Consider the following 20,128-nt stretch of genomic DNA (forward strand, 5'->3'; position numbering starts at 1 on the left):
CGGGCGGCGGCGGGCGGCGGAGGAGCCGCGCTCGTAGGGTCGTCGCGCGCGGCCGTCGAGCCGCCCCCGCCGGCACCGCGCCGGCCGAGACGCTGGAGGACCCGTGTTCGAGGCTGCAGACATCCGCGAGTACCGCGGCCACAAGGTCGTCGACGCCGACGGCGACAGGATCGGCGACCTGGAGGCCGTCTACGTCGACACCTCGACCGACCAGCCGTCCTTCGGCACCGTCTCGCTGGGCGGGCTGCTCGGCGGCAGGCGCCTGGCGTTCGTCCCGTTCGACGGCGCCACCGTCGGTCCCGACTACGTCAAGGTCGCCTACTCCAAGACGCTGGTGAAGGAGGCGCCGTCCATCGACACCGACGGCGAGCTCCTCGTCGAGGACGAGCCCGCCGTCTTCAGCCACTACGGCAAGGACCCCGGCGCCGGGACCGGTCGCCGCCTGGCCCGGCGCTGAGGGTGGCCCGGTCCCGGCTGGGCCGGCTCGAGACCGCTCTGCGCCGCCTCGTCGGGCCGGCCCAGCTCGGGCGGCACGACGATCCGCCGGAGCACCTGCGCCGTCGTGCGCAGGAGAGCCGCACCGCCCACGCGGCCGCCTGGGAGACGGTGGTCGACTCCTCCGGGCGGCGCTACCTGCGCGCACGGCGCCCGCCGCAGGACTGACCCGGACGGGTGACCCGGGCGCCCGGCGCAGCGGGCCCGGGCCTACGCCCACGGCGAACGGCGCGACCGGAACACCCCTGCGCCGCGGGGACGTTGAGGACGTCGGTAGGAGGGGTCGGGCGCCGGGCGGCGCCGAGACCACGAGCGGCGGACCGCCGCGCCACCTGCGGGTCTAGCATCGAACGACTCGCAGGGGGACCGCCCTCCGCCGCCCGATCGTCCGCGAGGAGCGCTGCATGTTCGAGAGGTTCACCGACCGAGCCCGTCGAGTCGTCGTCCTGGCGCAAGAAGAAGCCAGGATGCTCAACCACAACTACATCGGCACCGAGCACATCCTGCTCGGGCTCATCCACGAGGGCGAGGGCGTCGCCGCCAAGGCCCTGGAGTCGCTGGGCATCTCGCTGGACTCCGTCCGCGAGCAGGTGCAGGAGATCATCGGCCAGGGCCAGCAGGCCCCCTCGGGCCACATCCCCTTCACCCCGCGGGCGAAGAAGGTGCTGGAGCTGAGCCTGCGCGAGGCGCTGCAGCTCGGCCACAACTACATCGGCACCGAGCACATCCTGCTCGGGCTCATCCGCGAGGGCGAGGGCGTCGCGGCCCAGGTGCTCGTGAAGCTGGGCGCCGACCTCAACCGGGTCCGGCAGCAGGTCCTCCAGCTCCTGTCCGGCTACCAGGGCAAGGAGCCGGCCGCGGCCGGCGGGCCCGCCGAGGGCACGCCCTCGGGCTCGCTCGTGCTCGACCAGTTCGGGCGCAACCTCACGCAGGCGGCGCGCGAGGGCAAGCTCGACCCGGTGATCGGGCGCGCCACCGAGATCGAGCGCGTCATGCAGGTGCTCTCGCGGCGCACGAAGAACAACCCCGTGCTCATCGGCGAGCCCGGCGTCGGCAAGACCGCCGTCGTCGAGGGCCTCGCGCAGGCCGTGCACAAGGGCGAGGTGCCCGAGACCCTCAAGGACAAGCAGCTCTACACGCTCGACCTCGGCGCGCTCGTAGCCGGCAGCCGCTACCGCGGTGACTTCGAGGAGCGGCTGAAGAAGGTCCTCAAGGAGATCCGCACCCGCGGCGACATCGTCCTGTTCATCGACGAGATCCACACCCTCGTCGGGGCCGGGGCGGCCGAGGGCGCGATCGACGCGGCGAGCATCCTCAAGCCGATGCTGGCCCGTGGCGAGCTCCAGACCATCGGGGCGACCACCCTCGACGAGTACCGCAAGCACATCGAGAAGGACTCGGCGCTCGAGCGCCGCTTCCAGCCCATCCAGGTCGCCGAGCCGACGCTCGCCCAGGCGATCGAGATCCTCAAGGGCCTGCGGGACCGCTACGAGGCGCACCACCGCGTGTCGATCACGGACGGCGCGCTGGTCGCGGCGGCCAACCTCGCCGACCGCTACGTCAACGACCGCTTCCTCCCGGACAAGGCGATCGACCTCATCGACGAGGCGGGTGCGCGGCTGCGCATCCGTCGGATGACGGCGCCGCCGGACCTGCGCGACTTCGACGAGAAGATCGCCGGAGTCCGCCGCGAGAAGGAGTCCGCGATCGACGCGCAGGACTTCGAGAAGGCCGCCTCGCTGCGCGACGACGAGAAGAAGCTGCTGGCCTCCCGCGCCGAGCGCGAGAAGCAGTGGAAGGCCGGTGACATGGACGTCGTCGCCGAGGTGGACGAGGAGCTCGTCGCCGAGGTGCTGGCCATCGCGACGGGTATCCCGATCGTCAAGCTCACCGAGGAGGAGTCCAGCCGGCTGCTCCACATGGAGGACGAGCTCCACAAGCGGGTCATCGGCCAGGAGGACGCCATCAAGGCGCTCTCCCAGGCCATCCGGCGCACCCGCGCCGGGCTCAAGGACCCGAAGCGCCCGGGTGGCTCGTTCATCTTCGCCGGCCCCACCGGCGTCGGGAAGACCGAGCTCGCCAAGGCCCTCGCGGAGTTCCTCTTCGGCGACGAGGACGCGCTCATCCAGCTCGACATGAGCGAGTTCTCCGAGAAGCACACCGTCTCGCGGCTGTTCGGCTCGCCCCCCGGGTACGTCGGCTACGAGGAGGGCGGCCAGCTCACCGAGAAGGTCCGTCGTCGCCCGTTCTCCGTCGTCCTGTTCGACGAGGTGGAGAAGGCGCACGCCGACATCTTCAACTCCCTGCTGCAGATCCTCGAGGACGGCCGGCTCACCGACTCCCAGGGCCGCACGGTGGACTTCAAGAACACCGTCATCATCATGACGACGAACCTCGGCACGAGGGACATCGCCAAGGGCCTGCAGATGGGCTTCCAGGCCGGCGGCGACCTGTCGACCGACTACGACCGGATGAAGCGCAAGGTGGGGGACGAGCTCAAGCAGCACTTCCGCCCCGAGTTCCTCAACCGCGTCGACGACACCGTCGTCTTCCCGCAGCTCACGCAGGACGAGATCATCCAGATCGTCGACCTGATGCTGGCCCGCCTGGAGCTGCGGCTGCGCGACCAGGACATGTCCATGGAGCTGACGCCGAAGGCGAAGGCCCTGCTCGCGGTCCGGGGCTACGACCCCGTGCTGGGCGCCCGGCCGCTGCGCCGGACGATCCAGCGGGACATCGAGGACGTCCTGTCCGAGAAGATCCTCTACGGGGAGATCGCCTCGGGCGAGATCATCCTGGTGGACACCGAGGGCGAGGGACCGGCCGAGAAGCTGACCTTCGCGGGCACGCCCAAGGGCGAGGTCCCCGACGCCCCCGTCGTCGAGGCGGCCGCCACCGAGTGACGCCTCGCTGACGACGACGAAGGCCCCGCTCCTCCTCCCGGAGGGCGGGGCCTTCGCCGTGCGCAGGAGCCCCCGCCCGGGCGCTGCGTCGCGCCGGCCCGGCTCCCGCCCGTCCACCCGGTGCGGAGGCGGCGCTCGGACTACGGTCGCGTCCATGGCCACGACCTCCCAGACCACGGTCTCCGCCTCCTCGCCGCTCTCCCCGCAGGTCCTCGTGCAGCGCCTGGTCCAGGCCCTGCACGGCGCCGCGGACGTGAGCACGACGCAGGAGGAGACCGTGCTCGTCCTCCCTCCCGCCGGGTCGCCGATCGGCGACTCGCCCGTGGGGTCGGTGCACCTCCGGCCCGGCAGCGAGACGCTGATGCTCGACTGCACGGCGCCCGACAGCACCCAGCTGACCCGGGTGGAGGAGCTCGTGAGCACCCGTCTGCGCACGGTCGACGTGGCGGCGGCGGGCGCCCTCGACTGGCGCCGCCACGAGTGAGCGCCCCGCCCGCCCCCGGGGGCGCACCTCTCGGGCCGGTCGTGGTCCGGCCGGCCCGGACGCCGGACGTGCGGGCGGTGCGGGCGCTGACCGCCCCGCTGGCCGAGCGGCGCGTCCTCGTCGCCAAGGAGGCCGTCGCCTACTACGAGGGGCTGCCGGAGCTCGTCGTCGCCGAGGCCGGCGGCCGGGTCGTCGGGTGCGGGGCGCTGCACGTGTTCTGGGAGGACCTCGCCGAGGTCCGCACCCTGGCGGTGGCGGACGAGGCCCGGGGCGCGGGCGTCGGGGGGCTCGTCCTCGCGGAGCTGCTGCACCGGGCCCGTGACGTCGGCGTCGCGCGGGTGTTCTGCCTGACGTTCGAGACGCGCTTCTTCGCGGCCCACGGGTTCGAGGAGATCGACGGCACGCCCGTCGAGCCGGAGGTCTTCGCCGAGCTGCTTCGCTCCCACGACGACGGCGTCGCCGAGTTCCTCGACCTCGCGCGCGTGAAGCCGAACACGCTCGGCAACACCCGGATGATCCGCTACCTCGACGAGGACGCCCGCGCGCACGACGTCGCCCGACAACGCCTCCCGCGGACGGCGGGGGGCACGTCCCCCGGGCTCCCGGGCGCACCGGGTGGTGCCGGCCAGACCGGCCGCCCGGGTCAGCGGGGGAGCGCGTAGGCGGCGCCCGCGGCGGGGACGACGAGGCCGTCGTCGAGCAGCGACGCGAGGCAGCGCGACCGCTGCGCCTCGTCCGGCCAGGCGACCGCGAGGTCCACGTCCGCGACCGGCCCGTCCGCGGCGCGCAGGACGGCGAGCAGGCGGCCCCTCGCCTGGCGGTCGGTGCCCTCCCACCGCTGCGTGCGTCGGGTCGGGCCTGCGGCCGGCGGCGCCCCCGCCCGGAGCCAGGCGCACCGGTCGGCGACCGGGCACGCGGCGCAGCCGGGTGCTCGGGCCGTGCAGACGAGGGCGCCGAGCTCCATCACGGCGACGCCCCAGCGCGCCGCCGTGGCGTCGTCCTCGGGCAGGAGCGCCTCGGCCAGCGCCGTCTCGGCGGCGCTGAGCGCGGGCGCCGGCTGCGCGGCACCCGACACCAGCCGGGCGTGCACGCGCCGCACGTTGGTGTCGACGACGGCGTGCCGGCCGCCGTGGGCGAAGACGGCCACGGCGGCCGCCGTGTAGGCCCCGACGCCGGGCAGGGCCAGGAGCACCGCGTGGTCGCTAGGCACCCGGCCCCCGTGGCGCTCGACGAGCGCGGCGGCCGCGGCGTGCAGCCGCAGCGCCCGGCGCGGGTACCCCAGCCGGCCCCACGCCCGGACGGCGTCGCCGGCGGGGGCGGCCGCGAGGTCGGCGGGCGTCGGCCACCGCCGCAGCCACGCGCGCCAGACCGGCAGCACCCGGGCGACCGGCGTCTGCTGGAGCATCACCTCGCTCACGAGGACGCCCCACGCGCTCGCGCCCGGCTCGCGCCAGGGGAGGTCCCGGGCCTCGCGGGCGTACCAGGCCAGGACGTCGGCGTGGAGCGCTCCCAGCTCCTCCGGCGGTGGCGCCGCGACGGCGCCGGCCGGGCGGGCGGCCACGCTCAGACGTACCGCTCGAGGATGCTCGACTCGGCGAGGCGGGACAGCCCCTCCCGGACGGCGCGGGCGCGCTGGTCGCCCACCCCGTCGACCGCCATCAGCTCGTCGATGCCCGCGGCGAGCAGCTGCTGCAGCCCGGCGAAGTGGGCGACGAGACGCTCGACGATGGCTCCCGGCAGGCGGGGCACCTTGCTGAGCAGCCGGAAGCCCCGGGGGCTCAGGGCGCTGTCGAGCGTGTCGCCGCCGGTGGTGAGGGCCAGGGCGCGGGCGACGTGGGCGAGGTCCACCAGCTCGGTCGACTCGAGCCGGGCCAGGTCGGCGAGCACGGTCGCGACGGAGCCTGCGGCGCCGTGATCCTCGGTGTAGTCGCGCAGGACGAGCTCCTGGTCCGGGCCGATCCCGCCGATGAGCTCCTCCAGCTGCAGGGAGAGCAGGCGCCCGTCGGCGCCCAGCTCCACGACGTACCCGGCGATCTCCTCGGAGATCCGCCGCACCATCTCCTGGCGCTGGACGACCGCGGCGACGTCCCGGACGGTGACGAGGTCCTCGATCTCCAGGGCCGAGAGGGTCCCCGCCACCTCGTCGAGCCGTGCCTTGTACCGCTCGAGCGTGGCCAGGGCCTGCTCGGCGCGGCCCAGGATCGCCGCCGACCCCTCGAGCACGAAGCGCCGGTCCGCGACGTAGAGGGCGACGATCCGCATCGAGGCGCTGACCGAGATCACGGGCATCGACGTCTGCTTGGCGACCCTCTCCGCCGTGCGGTGACGGGTCCCCGACTCGGACGTCTCGATCGTCGGGTCCGGCACGAGCTGCACGGCGGCGCGCAGGATCTTCGTGGCGCCCGCGTCGAGGACGATGGCGCCGTCCATCTTGGCCAGCTCGCGCAGGCGGGTCGCCGAGAAGTCGACGTCGAGCGAGAAGCCTCCGCTGCACAGCGCGTCCACGACCCGGTCGTGCCCGAGGACGACGAGCGCGCCCGTGCGGCCGCGCAGGATCCGCTCCAGGCCGTCCCGCAGCTCGGTGCCGGGCGCCACCGCGGCCAGGGTCGCCAGCAGGAGCTCCTCGGGCGAGCGCTCGGCGGCCATCGGCTCCTCGTGGGGTGGGGATGTTCTCGGTGGCGCGTCGGTCGGCCGGCGGGGGCGCCGGACGTGCCGCGGCGCGGCCCGCGAAGGCTACCGGCGCCCCGGCACCGCTCGGCGACGGCGCGGGACGCCGTCGCCGAGACGTGACCTCGCCGCGCCGGGGCCGCGCGACGCCGGCGGGCCCGTCAGCCCCAGATCGCCTCCACGCCCTCCGGCGACAGCGCGTCCTCGGCGACCATCGCGCCGGCGCCGGCGACACCGGCGCGCCCCCTCATCTGCGAGGGCACGATCCGCAGGTGGGCCGTGGCCAGGGGCAGCGAGCGCCCGTAGACGACCTCTCGGACCCCCGCCAGGAGCGGCTCGCCGGCCGCGGACAGCGAGCCGCCGACGACGATGACCGACGGGTTCAGCAGGTTGACGCAGGTCGCCAGCACCTGCCCGAGGTCGCGGCCGGCGGCACGGACCGCGCTGCGGGCCCGTGCGTCGCCGCCCCGGAGCAGCGCGACGACGTCGCCCACGTCGGGCACCCCGAGCGCGTCGGCGAGGGCGCCGCCGCCGGCGACGGCCTCCAGGCACCCGTGGTGGCCGCAGGGGCAGGGCACCTCCGCGCGGTCGGGGACGAGCACGTGGCCGAGGTCGCCGGCCGCGCCGCGGGCGCCCCGGTCGAGCCTGCCGCCGGACACGATGCCGGCGCCGATGCCCGTCGCGACCTTGACGAAGAGCAGGTGGTCCGCCTGCGACCACCGGTGGGTGTGCTCGCCGAGGGCCATGAGGTTGACGTCGTTGTCGACGTGCACGGAGCCGGGGAGCCGGCGGCCCACCAGGGCCGGGACGTCGACGCCGTCCCAGCCGGCCATGAGGGGCGGTCGGGTCGGCCGGCCGGTGGAGTGGTCCACGGGCCCGGGTACGCCGATCCCCGTGCCGACGAGGTCGGCGAGGTCGCGGCCCGCCTCGCGCAGCAGCTCCTCGGCCGTGTCGGCGAGCCAGTCGAGGACGACGCCGGGGCCCGCCTCGATGCGCAGCTGCTCGGTGCGGGCGGCCAGCACGCCGCCGGCGAGGTCCGTCAGCTCCACCGTGCCGTGCCGGGCACCGAGGTCGGCCGCGAGCACGACGCGCGAGGCGGGGTCGAAGGCGAGGCGCACCGGGGGACGCCCGCCCGTGGAGCCGGCCTCCCCGGCGCTGGTGACGAGCCCGGTGCTCAGGAGGTGGTCGACGCGGGCGCCGACGGCCGAGCGGGACAGGCCGGTGGTCGCCGCGAGCTCGGCGCGCGTGCGGGGCCGGCCGTCGCGCAGCAGCTGGAACAGCTGCCCCGGGCCGGGCGGGGCGCTCGGGGCGGGCCGCCCTGCTCGGGGACGTGGCCGCGGCGCGTCGGCTCCGGGGGGCTGCGGCGGCACGGTGCTCCTCCTGCGGGTCGGGCAGGGCGGCGCGGTGGCCGCCCCCGCACGTCGTCGACGCGCGCGCGTCCTGCCACCGTCGGCGAGCGGGACCGTAGCCGTCCCCCGCGGCGGCCCCTGCGCCCGGGGCGTCGACCGTCACCTGCCCGCCCGGGCGGCCCGCGCCCCACCGCGGGCGCTACCCCCGCGCCGCACCGCCCCGGGGGCCGCCGTCGGTGGTGGCGAACAGCTGCAGCACGCACGAGCGCAGGTCGTCCACCTCGACCACGCGCAGCGAGCCCCAGGGCGGCGCCTGCTCGCCGCTCGTCCCGGCGCCGGTCGAGGGGACCGGCTCGGGCGCCGCCGTGAGGTGCCGGCGCCCCGGGCCCTCGGCCGCCGGCGCGACGGGGGTCTGCAGGCCGAGGGCGCCGCGCGGCACCAGTGCGGTGCGCATGCCGAGCCGGGCGGCCTCGACGAGGCGGCGCTCGGTGCCGGGGACGACGCGCACGTCACCGGACAGGCCGATCTCGCCGACGGCGACCGTGCCCGCCGGCAGGGCCGCGTCGAAGCAGGCCCCCGCCAGCGCGACCGCGACCGCGAGGTCGACCCCCGGCTCCGTCGTGCGGACCCCGCCGACGGTCGAGGTGAAGACGTCCATGGGGGTGCGCAGCAGCCCGGCGCGCGCCTGGAGGACCGCGACCGCCATCGCCACCCGGCTGGCGTCCAGGCCGCTGGAGCGGGTGCGGGGGCTGCTGCCCGAGGCCGGGACGACGAGGGCCTGGACCTCGACGACGAGCGGGCGGCGCCCCTCGAGCGCGACGGTGGCGCACGTCCCCGGCACCGGGGCGCTGGTGCGGGACAGGAAGAGCTCGCTGGGGTCGAGCAGACCCGTGATGCCGCCCTCGGAGAGGTCGAAGCAGCCCACCTCGTCGGTGGGCCCGTACCGGTTCTTCACCGCCCGGACCATCCGCAGCCGCGAGTGCCGGTCGCCCTCGAAGGTGCAGACCACGTCGACGAGGTGCTCCAGGACACGAGGGCCCGCGACGGAGCCGTCCTTCGTCACGTGCCCGACGAGCAGCGTGGCCATCCCGCGCTCCTTCGCCGTGGCGATGACGGACGCCGCGACCTCGCGCACCTGCGTCACCCCGCCCGCGGAGCCCTCGACGGCGGCGGAGGCGACGGTCTGCACGGAGTCCAGGACGAGCAGGTCGGGGGAGACCGCCTCCACGTGCGCGAGCACCGCCGCCAGGTCGTTCTCGGCGGCGAGGTACAGGCGCGGGCGCAGCGCCCCGATGCGCTCGGCGCGCAGCCGGACCTGCGCCGCGGTCTCCTCGCCGGTGACGTAGAGGACCGTCCGGCCCGTCGTGGCCGTCCGGGCGGCCACCTCCAGCAGCAGGGTCGACTTGCCCACGCCCGGCTCGCCCGCGAGGAGGACGACGGCGCCGGGCACCACCCCGCCGCCGAGCACCCGGTCGAGCTCGTCGACACCGGTGGGCGCCGCCGACGCCTCCTGCGCGTCGACCTCGGCGATCGGCTGCGCCGCACGACGCACCGCCCGCGCGGGCGCGGTGCGGGGCCCCGACGGCGAGGCGGTCTCCTCGACCGTCCCCCACGCCTGGCACTCCCCGCAGCGGCCGACCCACTTCGGCGTGGTCCACCCGCAGTCGGCGCAGCGGTAGCTCGGGCGGGGCGCTCGCGGGGCGGCGGGGCTCTTCGAGGGCATGGGGCGGACGCTAGGGGAGGGGTCCGACATCGCCGCCGGACGCGCCCGGCACCCCCCCGGCGGGCGCCGGGCGCGGACCGTCGAGCCCCTGCTCCCGAGCCCACCTGCGGGCCTGCTCCCGGGCCTGCTCCCGGGCCTGCTCCCGGGCCTGCTCCTGGGCTCGTCCCCGGGCTCGTCCCCGAGCCTGCTCCTGGGCTCGTCCCCTTGCTCGTCCCCGGGCCTGCCCCTGCGCCTGCGTCTGCCCCCGGGACCGTCGCTACGGTCCTGCGCCATGCGCCTGGGGGTCCTCGACGTCGGCTCGAACACCGTCCACCTGCTCGTCGTTGACGCGCACCCGGGCGCCTCGCCGGTGCCGACCGCCTCCCACAAGCGGGTGCTGCGGCTCGCGGAGCGGCTCGACGCCGAGGGCGCCGTCCGGGCCGAGGGCGTGGACGACCTGCTCGACGCCGTGGGCTCCGCCCGGCAGGTGGCCACCTCCGAGGGGGTGGAGGAGCTCACGGGCTTCGCGACGAGCGCGCTGCGCGAGGCGCCCAACGGGCCGGAGGCGCTCGAGCGGGTGCGCCGGGAGACCGGCGTGGCGCTCCAGGTCCTGTCCGGCGGGGCCGAGGCCCGGCTGACCTTCTTCGCCGTCCGCCGCTGGTTCGGCTGGTCGGCCGGCCGGATGCTCGTCCTCGACATCGGCGGCGGGTCGCTCGAGCTCGCCGTCGGCCGGGACGAGGACGCCGACGTCGCGCTGTCCGTGCCGCTGGGCGCCGGACGCACCACCCGCTCGCACCTCGCCGAGGGGGTGACGCGGCCCCGCGACGTCGCGGGCCTGCGCGAGCACGCGCGCGACGTGCTCGCGGCCTCGACCGGCCGGCTGCGCGGGGACGACCCGCCCGACCTCGCGGTCGGGTCCAGCAAGACCTTCCGGACGCTGGGCCGGCTCACGGGTGCCGCCCCGGCGCGCGAGGGCGCCCACGTGCCGCGAGAGCTGCGCCGGGACGCGCTCCAGGAGCTCGTCCCGCGGCTGGCCTCGCTGGGGCCCGGCGGGCGCCGTCGCCTCGAGGGCGTCTCGCAGGCGCGGGCCGGGCAGGTCGTCGCCGGCGCCGTCGTGGCGCTGGAGGCGATGCGCGCGCTGGACCTCGAGCGCCTCGCCCTCAGCCCCTGGGCGCTGCGGGAGGGCGTCATCCTGCGTCGCCTCGACGCGCTCGCGCCGCTCGTCGGCCGCTGACCGCGACCCGGGGGCCGTCGGCGCCGCGCCCGTCCGGGGCACCCGGTGCGGGCCTGCGGGGCCCGTCCGCCGCCGGGGCCTACTGTGGGTGGGTGAGCGAGCACGGGAGCCCCCGCCGCGCGCCCGCGGTGACCCTCTCGACGAGCTCGGTCTACCCGGGCTCCTGCGCGGACGCCTTCGAGGCCGCGGCCAGGCTGGGCTACGACGGCGTCGAGGTCATGGTCTGGACCGACCCCGTCAGCCGGGACGCCGTCGCCCTGCGCCGGCTCGCCACGCACTACGGCGTACCGGTCCTGTCGGTGCACGCCCCCACGCTGCTGCTGACGCAGCGCGTCTGGGGCCGGGACCCGTGGACCAAGCTGGAGCTGTCGGTGCAGCTCGCCCAGGACCTGGGGGCCGACGTCGTCGTCGCCCACCCGCCGTTCCGCTGGCAGCGGGAGTACGCCGCGGGCTTCGTGGACGGCGTCAAGGAGGTCGTCGCGCGGACGGGCACGACCGTCGCCGTGGAGAACATGTTCCCGTGGCGCGCCGGCAGCCGCGAGGTCGTGGCCTACTCCCCGGGCTGGGACGTCGTCGACGAGGACTACGACGACGTGACCCTCGACGTCTCGCACGCCGCCACGTCCGGCAGCGACTCCCAGGAGCTGGCCCGCAAGCTCGGCGACCGGCTCCGGCACATCCACCTCACCGACGGCAGCGGCTCCCTCAAGGACGAGCACCTCGTCCCCGGCCGCGGCTGCCAGCCCGTGGCCGGCCTGCTCGAGGACCTCGCCCGCGGGGGCTTCACGGGGCACGTCGTCGCCGAGATCAACACGCGCCGCTCGCGCGCGCCGGGCGAGCGGGAGCGGGACCTCGCCGACACGCTCGCCTTCGCCCGCACCCACCTCGGCCAGGCCTGAGCCCTCCTCGCCCACGCCCGAGCACTCCGCGCCCCGCTGGCGCCCGGTGCCCGCCTAGGGTCGGCGCCGTGAGCAGCACCGACGAGGACCGCCGTCCCCGCGTGGCCGTCCTGGGGGTGGGCACGATGGGGGAGGCGGTCCTCGCGGGCGTCCTGCGGTCCGGGTGGACCGCCGACGACGTGGTCGTCGTCGTCCGGCGCGAGGAGCGGGCGCGCGAGCTGGACGAGCGGTACGGCGTCCGCGCCGTCCCGCTGCCGGAGGGCGCGGCGGCGGACGTCCTCGTCGTCGCGGTCAAGCCGCAGCAGCTGGACGACGTCCTCGCGGAGGCGGCGGCGCACGTGCGGGCCGGCGCCCTGCTCGTCTCCGTCGCGGCCGGCGTCCCCACGGCGCGGCTCGCCGCGCCGCTGCCGCACGGCGTCGCCGTCGTGCGCGCCATGCCGAACACCCCGGCGCTCGTGGGCCGCGGCGTCACGGCGCTCTCCGCCGGCCCGGGCGCGGAGCAGGCGCAGGTGGCGCTGGCCGCCGAGCTGCTCGCGGGGACGGGGGACGTCGTCGTCGTCCCGGAGGCGCAGCAGGACGCCGCGACGGCCGTCTCCGGGTCCGGCCCCGCCTACGTCCTGCACCTGCTGGAGGCCCTCGTCGAGGCCGGGGTCCACGCGGGCCTCCCGCGGGCGACGTCCTCACGGCTGGCGACGGGCACCCTCGCCGGCACGGCCGCGCTGCTGGAGGAGACGGGCGAGCACCCCGCCCTGCTGCGCGAGCGCGTCACCTCGCCCGGCGGCACCACCGCGGCGGGCCTGCGGCAGCTCGACGAGCGCGGCGTGCGGGCCGCGGTGCTCGCCGCGGTCGAGGCGGCCCGGGAGCGGGCGCGCGAGCTGGGCGCCTGAGCGTCCGGTCAGCCCCCGAGCTCCGCGCGCCGCCGGACGAGGCGCTCGCGCTCGGAGGCCAGCCGCTCGCGCTCGCGGCCGGCGAGGCGGCGCACCTGGAGGTCGAGCACGGCGCGGGCCTGGGCGTCGTCGAGCCCCCACGCGGCGAGAGCGTCTGCGGCGGAGGCGATGTCGGGAGCCTCGGCCACGAGGTCGACGAGCTCGGCCCGCCGCTCCACCGCGGTCGCCAGCGCCTCGAGCACGTGCAGGCGCATGGCGATGTAGCCGAGCTCGCGCTCGGCGCCCGGCTCGGGGCGGGGCGCGTCCTCGTCGCCGGCGGGGCTCATGGCCGGCCCGCGAACTTCTCGATGAGGCTCGTGCGCCCCGAGACGATGAGGACGTCCTGCTCGCGGACGCGGGTGTCCGGCTGGGCGTAGTGGAAGTCCTCCCCGGGGCTCTTCACGCCGACGACCGTCACGCCGTACTTCTCGCGCACCTTGGACTGGCCGAGCGTGAAGCCCTGCGTCTCGCGCGGCGGCCGCATCTTGACGATGGCGAACCCGTCGTCGAACTCGATGAAGTCGAGCAGGCGGCCCCCGACGAGGTGGGCGACGCGCTCGCCCGCGTCCGCCTCGGGGTAGACCACGTGGTGCGCGCCGAGCCGGGTGAGGATCCGCCCGTGGGACGGCGTGATGGCCTTCGCCCAGATCTGGGGCACCCCCATGTCGACGAGCGTCGACGTCGTCAGGACGCTCGCCTCCAGCGAGGTGCCGATGCCGACGACGGCCACGCTGAAGTCCTGGGCGCCGAGCTGGGCGAGGGCGTCGCCGTTCGTCGCGTCCGCCTCGACGACGTGGGTGAGGCGGCCGGACCACTCCTGGACGAGGTCGGGGTCGCGCTCCACCGCGAGGACCTCGTGGCCCATCCGGTCGAGGGCGGAGGCCATGGAGCTGCCGAAGCGACCGAGGCCGATGACCAGCACGGCGTCGTCGCGGGACCTGTCAGCCAACGATGGGCCTCTCCTCGGGGAGCCTGAACATGCGGCTGCTCTCGCGCAGGGCGAGCGCGGCCGCGAGGGTCATCGTGCCCGTCCGCCCGACCACCATGAGCGCCGACAGCACCCACTTGCCCGCCTCCGGCAGGTCCGCGGTGCCGCCGACGGACAGCCCGACGGTCGCGAAGGCCGAGACGACCTCGAAGAGGACGACGTCCAGCGGGTCTCCGGTGACGGCCGTCATGACGACGGTCCCGACGAGCACCGTGCTGGTGCCCACGAGCCCGACGGCGACCGCCAGCCGCAGGGAGCCCTGCGGGACGCGCCGTCCGAAGACCTCGGCGTCCCGGTTGCCGCGGGCCTCGGCCACGACGGCGAGCAGCAGCACGGCGAGGGTCGTCACGCGGATGCCGCCGGCCGTCGAGGCGCTGCCCCCGCCGACGAACATGAGGGCGTCCGTGACGACCCAGGTCGCCGTCGACATCTGCGAGACGTCGACGGTCGAGAAGCCGCCCGAGCGCGGCATGGCCGAGGCGAACCCGGCGGCGAGGACCCGGTCGTACCAGGGCAGGGCGCCGAAGGTGGCGTCGTTCGTCCACTCCATGCCGCCGATGACGACGGCGCCGACGACGAGCAGCACGAGCGTCCCGAAGACCGTCATCTGCGTGTGCAGCCCCCAGCGGCGCGGCGAGCGCCACCGCTCCCGCAGCACGAGGAGCACGGGGAAGCCGAGGCTCCCGACGACCACGCCGACGGCGATGGGCAGCGACAGCCACCAGTCGCCGGCCACGGGCCCGTCCCCGAGCCGGGGCAGGCCCCCCGGGTGCGAGACGAACCCGGCGTTGTTGAAGGAGGAGATGCCGTAGAAGACGGCGTGCCAGAGCGCCTCCCCGAGGCCCTCGCCGGCCACGAGGAAGCGCGGCAGCAGCACGGCGGCGAGCGTCGCCTGCACCGCCACGGAGGACACCAGCACGATCCGGACCAGGACCCCGACCTCGCCGAGCCGCAGCGCCTTCGTCTCGTTCTGCGCGAGCAGCCGCTGCTGCAGCCCCATCCGGCGCGAGACCAGGAGGCCGAGGATGCTGGCCAGCACCAGCACGCCGAAGCCGCCGACCCAGATGCCGGTGATGATGACGGCCTCGCCGAAGTCGGACCAGTACCGCGCGGTGTCGACGACGACGAGGCCCGTCACGCAGACGGCGGACACGGCGGTGAAGACGGCGTCCGCGAGCGGCGCGCGCACCCCGCTCTCGGTGGCGGCGGGCAGGCTGAGCAGGACGGCGAAGACCGCGATGACGGCCACGAAGGCCAGGACCGCGAGGCGGGCCGGCGAGCGGCGGACCAGGCCCGCGACGCCGCCGCGCGAGCGCGGGCGGTGCGAGGGGGGCGTCTCCAGGTCCACCGGGCCCTCCCTGCCGCGTCGGGCCGCCGACCCCGCCGCGGGGGGCGCGGGACCCGCGGTCGCCGCGGGCCGGGTGGCAGCGCGCCCGTCCGGTCGGGCGCGCGCGGAACGCTAGCGTCGCGGCATGACCAGCAGCACCCGGGTCGTGTGGGACCCCGTCCTCACGGCCTACGACTGGGGGCCGGACCACCCGATGAGCCCGGTGCGCCTGGAGCTGACGGCGCGCCTGCTCGACGACCTCGGGGTCCTCGACCGGCCCGGCGTCCAGGTGCGGGGGACGGCGGCGGTGGCCGACGACGCCCTGCTGGGGACCGTGCACCTGCCGGAGTACGTCGCCGCGGTGCGCCGCGTGTCGCAGGACCCCCGCCGCGTCGACCTCGAGCACGGCCTCGGCACCGAGGACGACCCCGCCTTCGCGGGCATGCACGAGGCGAGCGCCCGCATCCTGGCCGCGAGCGTCGAGTGCGCCGACGACCTCTGGCGCGGGGACGTCGCCCACGCCGTCAACTTCGCGGGCGGGCTCCACCACGCCATGCCCGGGCGGGCCAGCGGCTTCTGCGTCTACAACGACGTCGCCGCCGCGATCCGCCGCCTGCTCGCCTCCGGCGCCCGGCGGGTGGCCTACGTCGACCTCGACGTCCATCACGGCGACGGCGTGCAGGCGGCCTTCTACGACGACCCGCGCGTCCTCACCGTCTCGCTGCACCAGAGCGGCCGGACCCTGTTCCCCGGCACGGGCTTCCCCGAGGAGACGGGCGGCCCGGGGGCCGAGGGCACCGCCGCCAACCTCGCCCTGCCGCCCGGCACGCGCGACGCCGCGTGGCTGCGCGGCCTGCACGCCGTGGCCCACCCGCTGGTGCGCGCCTTCGAGCCCGACGTCCTCGTCACCCAGCACGGCTGCGACACCCACCTGCTCGACCCGCTGGCCGACCTCTCCCTGTCCGTGGACGCCCAGCGGGCGGCCGCCGACAGCCTCCACGAGCTCAGCCACGAGGTCTGCGACGGCCGGTGGCTCGCCACGGGCGGGGGCGGCTACGCCGTCGTCGACGTCGTCCCGCGCACGTGGAGCCACGTCGTCGCCATCGCCGCGCACGCGCCCGTCCGGCCCTCCACCCCGACGCCGCAGGCGTGGCGCGAGCACGTGCGGCGGACGCTGCGCCGCGAGGCGCCGCTGCTCATGGGCGACGCCGGCCCGGACGGCGAGGCGGACGACCGCTCGCCCTGGTACCGGCCGTGGGGCAGCGGGCACGACCCCGAGGACCCCGTGGACCGTGCGGTGCTCGCCACGCGCACCGCCGTCTTCCCCTCCCAGGGCCTCGACCCGTGGTTCGACTGACCCGCGCTCCGGCCGACGGGGCCTCCTGACCGGTCCCGCGGGGCGCTCCCCGGACGGGTGCGAGGGGGCGCGGCCCGACGTCGGCGTCCCCTAGGGTCGGGGGAACCAGACGGGGAGGCGGGCCCCGGGCCGTCGGCGTCAGCAGCGGCGCCGCGGGCCACCTCAGCAGCGACAGGGAGCCGGCGTGCCGACGGACGGGCGAGGAGCGGGTCGCGAGGGCGGGCCCGGCGGGCTGACGGACGGCCCGCTCATGACGGTCGCGGAGGTCGCCGAGGAGCTCCGGGTCTCGCGGATGACCGTCTACCGGCTCATCGAGCGCGGGGAGCTGCCCGCCGTGCGCGTCGGGCGCTCCTACCGCGTCCCGCAGGCGGCCGCGGCCGCCTACGTCGCCGCGGCCCGCACCGCTCCCGCCGCGCCGCGCCGCGCCGGCAGCGCCTGACCCTCCCCGCTCGCGCGACCGCCGGCGGGCACTCCCACGGCTGCGCCCCGCGGGTGCGGGGCCGGGCCGGAGCACGTCGAGGCGCGACCGTGCCCCTCGCCGCGCCCCGGGTACCCTTCGCAGCGGACCAGGACCGTGACGTCGTCGGTCGCCACCTGCGGGGGGCGCGGACGCCGGTCGCACCCCCCGAGACGACAGGCAGGCCCCATGGGTTCGGTCATCAAGAAGCGCCGCAAGCGGATGGCGAAGAAGAAGCACCGCAAGCTCCTGCGCAGGACGCGCCACCAGCGCCGCAACAAGAAGTGAGCTGCCGGGGTCGCAGGACGTCGTCGCCGCACGCCGGCGTGCGGCGCTCCCGCACCGGCCCCGCCCAGCGCTCCACGCCCGTCCCCGGTCCTCCGGGGGCGGGCGTCGTGCGTCCCGGCCCGGCCGCCGACGTCGGCCGCCCCGGCGCGCGGTGACGGGGGTGGGGACCGGCGCAGGGCCACGGGTGGGGGTGCCGCAGGGGCGTGTCGTCGTCGTCGGGGCCGCGCACCCGCTCGCCGCCGCCCTGGCGCGGCGGCTCGCGGCGGACCTCGCCGGCCGCCGGCCGGCGGGGGCGCCCGCGCCCGTCCTCGCGCTCGACGAGCGGGCACCCGTGGAGGACGTCGGCGGCGCCCGGTGGGCCAGGCTCGACCTGCGCGGCCCGTCCCTGCCGAGGCTGCTGGAGGCCGAGCAGGCCGCGGTCGTCGTCGACGCGACGCTGCTGCCCCGCAGCGGCGGCCGGTCCGGCGGGGCCCCCGCCGGGCTGCACGTCGTCGCCGCCGCGCAGCGCACCGGCACCGTGCGCCGCGTCGTCCTCGCCTCCTCGACGGGCGTGTACGGCGCGAGCCCCCGGGCGCCGTCCGTCCGCTCCGAGGACGCCGAGCTCGCGACGCCGGCCGGGGGCCTGGAGCGGGCGGCGAGCGAGGTCGAGGCGGCCCTGCGGGCGGCGGCGCGACGTCGCCCCGGCCTCCGGGCGGTGGTGCTCCGGCTCGCGGACGTGGTGGGGCCGGGCCTTCGCACCCCGCTCGGCGACTGGCTGGAGCTGGCGTGCGTCCCGTGCCTGTGGGGGCACGACCCCCGGCTGCAGGTGCTGCACGCCGAGGACGCCGTGGAGGCGCTGCGGCTGGCGGTGCTCGGCGAGGTGACCGGCGTCGTCAACGTCGCGGGGGAGGGCGTGGTCACGCTCTCCCAGGCGGCGGCGCTGTGCGGGCGCCCCGTCCTGCCGGTCCCGTCCGCGGCGCTCGCGTCGACCGCGCGGGTCCTGGCGGGCCGCGCCGTGGAGCCGCCCTGGTCCGACGCCGCCCGCGTGCTGCGCTCCGGCCGCGTGGTGGACCTGCGGCGGATGCACGAGGACCTCGGCCTGGTCGCCCGGTGGGGCAGCCGCGCCGCCGTCGAGGACCTCGCCCGCGGCCGGGGGCTGGCGGGCCCGCTCTCGCCCGAGGTGCGCGCGGCGGCCGGTGCCCGCCTGGGCCGCGTCGCCCGCGGGGTGCGCAGCCGGCTGGTGCCGGGCGCCCCGGCGGGTCGTCCGGCCCCCGCCCGACCCTCCGCACGGCGGTCGTGAGGTCGGTGCCCGTGAGGTCGGCGGCGGCGCGCAGGGGGCGCACCCCGTCGCACACTGGTGCTCGGCGACCCGCGCGGACCGGGAGGGCGGGCGTCGCGGTGACCCGGGGACGGAGGGGCAGATGAGCAGCGAGCGTCCGTCCGCGGCGGGTGCGCCCTCCGACGGCGTCGTGGTGCCCCTGCGCCGCCCGGGGGCGGGTGGCCCGGGGGCGCCCGGCGCCGGACCCCGGGCCGCGGCCGACGCCGGACCGCGGGCCACGGCCCAGGCCGGGTCCGGGGTGCAGGCCGGGTCCGGGGTGCAGGACGGGTCCGGGGTGCAGGACGCGGCGGTGGCGCTGGCCCGCCTGCTGGCCCGCGGCGTCGTCCGTGGGACGGCGGGGTCGGCCCGGGCCGCGGACGTCCTGGGCCGGCGGGGGGCGCGGCTGGCGACCGGCCCGGGGGCGGACCTGGCCCGGCGCGCGCTGCGCACCGGTGCCCTCCTCGGGCGCCGGGTGAGCGGGGACTACGAGGTCGACGAGCTCGGCTTCGACCGCGAGCTCACCGAGGAGGTCCTCCTGGACCTGCTGCGGCCGCTGTACCGCCGCTGGTTCCGCGTGGAGCTCCGCGGGGCCGACCGGGTCCCGCGGGGCGGCGGCGCGCTCCTCGTCTCGAACCACTCCGGCACCGTCGGGATCGACGCGCTCATGACGATGGTCGCCGTCCGCGACGACGTCCCGGGAGGACGCCACCTGCGCGTCCTCGCCGCGGACATCGTGCTCGCCGCGCCGGTGCTCGGGGACCTGGCCCGCAGGGCCGGCATCACGCTCGCCTCGCCGGACGACGCGGAGCGGCTCCTCGCGGCCGGCGAGCTCGTCGGCGTGTGGCCCGAGGGGTACAAGGGCGTCGGCAAGCACTTCCGGGACCGCTACCGCCTGCAGCGCTTCGGCCGCGGCGGCTTCGTGGCCTCGGCGCTGCGCGCCGGTGTCCCGATCGTGCCCGTGGCCGTCGTCGGCGCCGAGGAGGTCTACCCCCGGATCGGCGACATCGCCCCGCTCGCGCGCCTGCTCGGCCTGCCGTACGTGCCGGTCACCCCGTTCTTCCCGCTCCTCGGCCCGTTGGGGCTCGTGCCCCTGCCGAGCCGGTGGGTCGTCCAGCTCGGCGAGCCCGTCCGCACCGACCTCGCCCCCGCCGGGACGGCCGACGACCCGGCCGTCGTGCTCGACCTCGCCGACCAGGTGCGCGAGAGCATCCAGGAGTCGCTGCACGCGCTGCTGGAGCAGCGGACGTCGGTCTTCCGGTGACCGGGACCGGCGGGCGGCGCGGACCGCTGCGGCTGCTCGGCGCCCGCCGCCGCGCCGCGGGGGTGCCGGTGCCGGGCGGGCCCGGCGGGACGGGCCCGGCCGGCGACCGGTCGGGGGCCCCGGGGGCGGTGCGGGTCGTGCTGCTCGGTCGGGCCGGGTGCCACCTGTGCGAGGCCGCCCGCGAGGTCGTGCACGACGTCGCGGCGCGCACGGGGACGGGCGTCCGGGAGGTCGACGTCGACCGCCCCGGCCCCGGCGACGAGCCGGACGGCGCGCCGGGGACCCTCGCCGCCCGCTACGGGGAGCTGGTGCCGGTCGTGCTCGTGGACGGCCTCCAGCACGCCGTCTACCACGTCGACGGGGCGCGGCTGGAGGCGGCCCTGCGCGCACGGGGCCGCTAGGACGCCGCGGGCGCCGTCTCGACTTTGTGCGTGCGTTCACAAGGCTTAGGGTTGGCGGCAGCCCGCAGCGCCCAGCCCCCCGCGCGCGGAACC

At 77.3% G+C, this 20,128-nt stretch carries 20 protein-coding genes and 1 pseudogene; 14 read left to right on the forward strand and 7 right to left on the reverse strand.

Features of this window, described 5'->3' with window-relative positions; all coding sequences use genetic code 11:
- Window positions 1-103 precede the first annotated feature (103 nt).
- The 5 genes and pseudogenes from WDZ17_RS03005 to WDZ17_RS03025 form a co-directional block, all read left to right on the forward strand.
- Window positions 104-457 (forward strand): PRC-barrel domain-containing protein, encoded by a 354-nt coding sequence (locus WDZ17_RS03005; protein WP_339573653.1) that lies wholly within the window; start codon window positions 104-106, stop codon window positions 455-457.
- A gap of 2 nt (window positions 458-459) precedes the next feature.
- The gene (locus tag WDZ17_RS03010; RefSeq protein WP_339573654.1) at window positions 460-663 is read left to right on the forward strand and encodes a hypothetical protein; all 204 of its coding nucleotides are present in this window, start codon (window positions 460-462) and stop codon (window positions 661-663) included.
- 236 nt (window positions 664-899) lie between these two features.
- Window positions 900-3,398 carry an ATP-dependent Clp protease ATP-binding subunit gene (locus tag WDZ17_RS03015; RefSeq protein WP_339573655.1) on the forward strand — a complete coding sequence of 833 codons (2,499 nt, stop codon included), beginning with the start codon at window positions 900-902 and terminating at the stop codon, window positions 3,396-3,398.
- A gap of 154 nt (window positions 3,399-3,552) precedes the next feature.
- On the forward strand, window positions 3,553-3,882 hold the full coding sequence (locus WDZ17_RS03020) for a hypothetical protein (protein WP_339573656.1): 330 nt from the start codon (window positions 3,553-3,555) through the stop codon (window positions 3,880-3,882).
- A pseudogene (locus tag WDZ17_RS03025) lies at window positions 3,879-4,409 on the forward strand (amino-acid N-acetyltransferase); the annotation flags it as partial. The gene WDZ17_RS03020 and the pseudogene WDZ17_RS03025, both read left to right, overlap by 4 nt.
- Before the next feature lie 116 nt (window positions 4,410-4,525).
- Here the strand turns inward: WDZ17_RS03025 and WDZ17_RS03030 are convergent.
- From WDZ17_RS03030 to radA, 4 genes are all read right to left on the reverse strand, one after another.
- Window positions 4,526-5,443, reverse strand: coding sequence for an HhH-GPD family protein (locus WDZ17_RS03030; RefSeq protein WP_339573657.1), 918 nt, complete (start codon window positions 5,441-5,443; stop codon window positions 4,526-4,528).
- Between the two features lie 2 nt (window positions 5,444-5,445).
- Complete coding sequence (disA, locus tag WDZ17_RS03035) at window positions 5,446-6,528, reverse strand: DNA integrity scanning diadenylate cyclase DisA (RefSeq protein ID WP_339573658.1); 1,083 nt, start codon at window positions 6,526-6,528, stop codon at window positions 5,446-5,448.
- A gap of 182 nt (window positions 6,529-6,710) precedes the next feature.
- Window positions 6,711-7,919 (reverse strand): ROK family transcriptional regulator, encoded by a 1,209-nt coding sequence (locus tag WDZ17_RS03040; RefSeq protein WP_339573659.1) that lies wholly within the window; start codon window positions 7,917-7,919, stop codon window positions 6,711-6,713.
- Window positions 7,920-8,097: 178 nt separating this feature from the next.
- Window positions 8,098-9,621: a DNA repair protein RadA gene (gene radA, locus WDZ17_RS03045; protein ID WP_339573660.1), complete on the reverse strand. Its 1,524-nt coding sequence runs from the start codon at window positions 9,619-9,621 to the stop codon at window positions 8,098-8,100.
- Window positions 9,622-9,892: 271 nt separating this feature from the next.
- Between radA and WDZ17_RS03050 the strand changes: the two genes are divergently transcribed.
- From WDZ17_RS03050 to proC, 3 genes are all read left to right on the forward strand, one after another.
- Window positions 9,893-10,834 (forward strand): Ppx/GppA phosphatase family protein, encoded by a 942-nt coding sequence (locus WDZ17_RS03050; protein WP_339573661.1) that lies wholly within the window; start codon window positions 9,893-9,895, stop codon window positions 10,832-10,834.
- Window positions 10,835-10,926: 92 nt separating this feature from the next.
- Window positions 10,927-11,733, forward strand: coding sequence for a sugar phosphate isomerase/epimerase family protein (locus tag WDZ17_RS03055; RefSeq protein ID WP_339573662.1), 807 nt, complete (start codon window positions 10,927-10,929; stop codon window positions 11,731-11,733).
- A 68-nt stretch (window positions 11,734-11,801) separates the two neighbouring features.
- Complete coding sequence (proC, locus tag WDZ17_RS03060; RefSeq protein ID WP_339573663.1) at window positions 11,802-12,620, forward strand: pyrroline-5-carboxylate reductase; 819 nt, start codon at window positions 11,802-11,804, stop codon at window positions 12,618-12,620.
- A gap of 8 nt (window positions 12,621-12,628) precedes the next feature.
- Here the strand turns inward: proC and WDZ17_RS03065 are convergent, their stop codons facing one another.
- Genes WDZ17_RS03065 through WDZ17_RS03075 form a run of 3 tightly spaced genes read right to left on the reverse strand, consistent with a single transcriptional unit; the run spans window position 12,629 to window position 14,989 of the window.
- On the reverse strand, window positions 12,629-12,946 hold the full coding sequence (locus tag WDZ17_RS03065; protein ID WP_339573664.1) for a hypothetical protein: 318 nt from the start codon (window positions 12,944-12,946) through the stop codon (window positions 12,629-12,631).
- Window positions 12,943-13,608, reverse strand: a complete 666-nt coding sequence (locus WDZ17_RS03070; protein ID WP_339573665.1) for a potassium channel family protein — start codon at window positions 13,606-13,608, stop codon at window positions 12,943-12,945. The genes WDZ17_RS03065 and WDZ17_RS03070 overlap by 4 nt, the downstream gene beginning before the upstream one ends.
- On the reverse strand, window positions 13,601-14,989 hold the full coding sequence (locus tag WDZ17_RS03075; protein ID WP_422631804.1) for a TrkH family potassium uptake protein: 1,389 nt from the start codon (window positions 14,987-14,989) through the stop codon (window positions 13,601-13,603). The genes WDZ17_RS03070 and WDZ17_RS03075 overlap by 8 nt, the downstream gene beginning before the upstream one ends.
- Window positions 14,990-15,119: 130 nt before the next feature.
- Between WDZ17_RS03075 and WDZ17_RS03080 the strand changes: the two genes are divergently transcribed.
- The 6 genes from WDZ17_RS03080 (at window position 15,120) to WDZ17_RS03105 (ending at window position 20,035) form a co-directional block, all read left to right on the forward strand.
- Window positions 15,120-16,331, forward strand: a complete 1,212-nt coding sequence (locus tag WDZ17_RS03080) for an acetoin utilization protein AcuC (RefSeq protein ID WP_339573667.1) — start codon at window positions 15,120-15,122, stop codon at window positions 16,329-16,331.
- A gap of 184 nt (window positions 16,332-16,515) precedes the next feature.
- Complete coding sequence (locus tag WDZ17_RS03085) at window positions 16,516-16,770, forward strand: helix-turn-helix domain-containing protein (RefSeq protein WP_339573668.1); 255 nt, start codon at window positions 16,516-16,518, stop codon at window positions 16,768-16,770.
- 207 nt (window positions 16,771-16,977) lie between these two features.
- Window positions 16,978-17,076: a 30S ribosomal protein bS22 gene (locus WDZ17_RS03090; RefSeq protein WP_012085056.1), complete on the forward strand. Its 99-nt coding sequence runs from the start codon at window positions 16,978-16,980 to the stop codon at window positions 17,074-17,076.
- A 184-nt stretch (window positions 17,077-17,260) separates the two neighbouring features.
- Entirely contained in the window at window positions 17,261-18,355 is a 1,095-nt protein-coding gene (locus WDZ17_RS03095; RefSeq protein ID WP_339573669.1) for an NAD-dependent epimerase/dehydratase family protein, read from the forward strand.
- A gap of 121 nt (window positions 18,356-18,476) precedes the next feature.
- Entirely contained in the window at window positions 18,477-19,634 is a 1,158-nt protein-coding gene (locus WDZ17_RS03100; RefSeq protein ID WP_339573670.1) for a lysophospholipid acyltransferase family protein, read from the forward strand.
- Window positions 19,631-20,035 (forward strand): glutaredoxin family protein, encoded by a 405-nt coding sequence (locus WDZ17_RS03105; RefSeq protein ID WP_339573671.1) that lies wholly within the window; start codon window positions 19,631-19,633, stop codon window positions 20,033-20,035. The genes WDZ17_RS03100 and WDZ17_RS03105 overlap by 4 nt, the downstream gene beginning before the upstream one ends.
- Window positions 20,036-20,128 lie beyond the last annotated feature (93 nt).

It is taken from the genome of Pseudokineococcus basanitobsidens, from assembly GCF_037482545.1.
GTDB lineage: Bacteria > Actinomycetota > Actinomycetes > Actinomycetales > Quadrisphaeraceae > Pseudokineococcus > Pseudokineococcus basanitobsidens.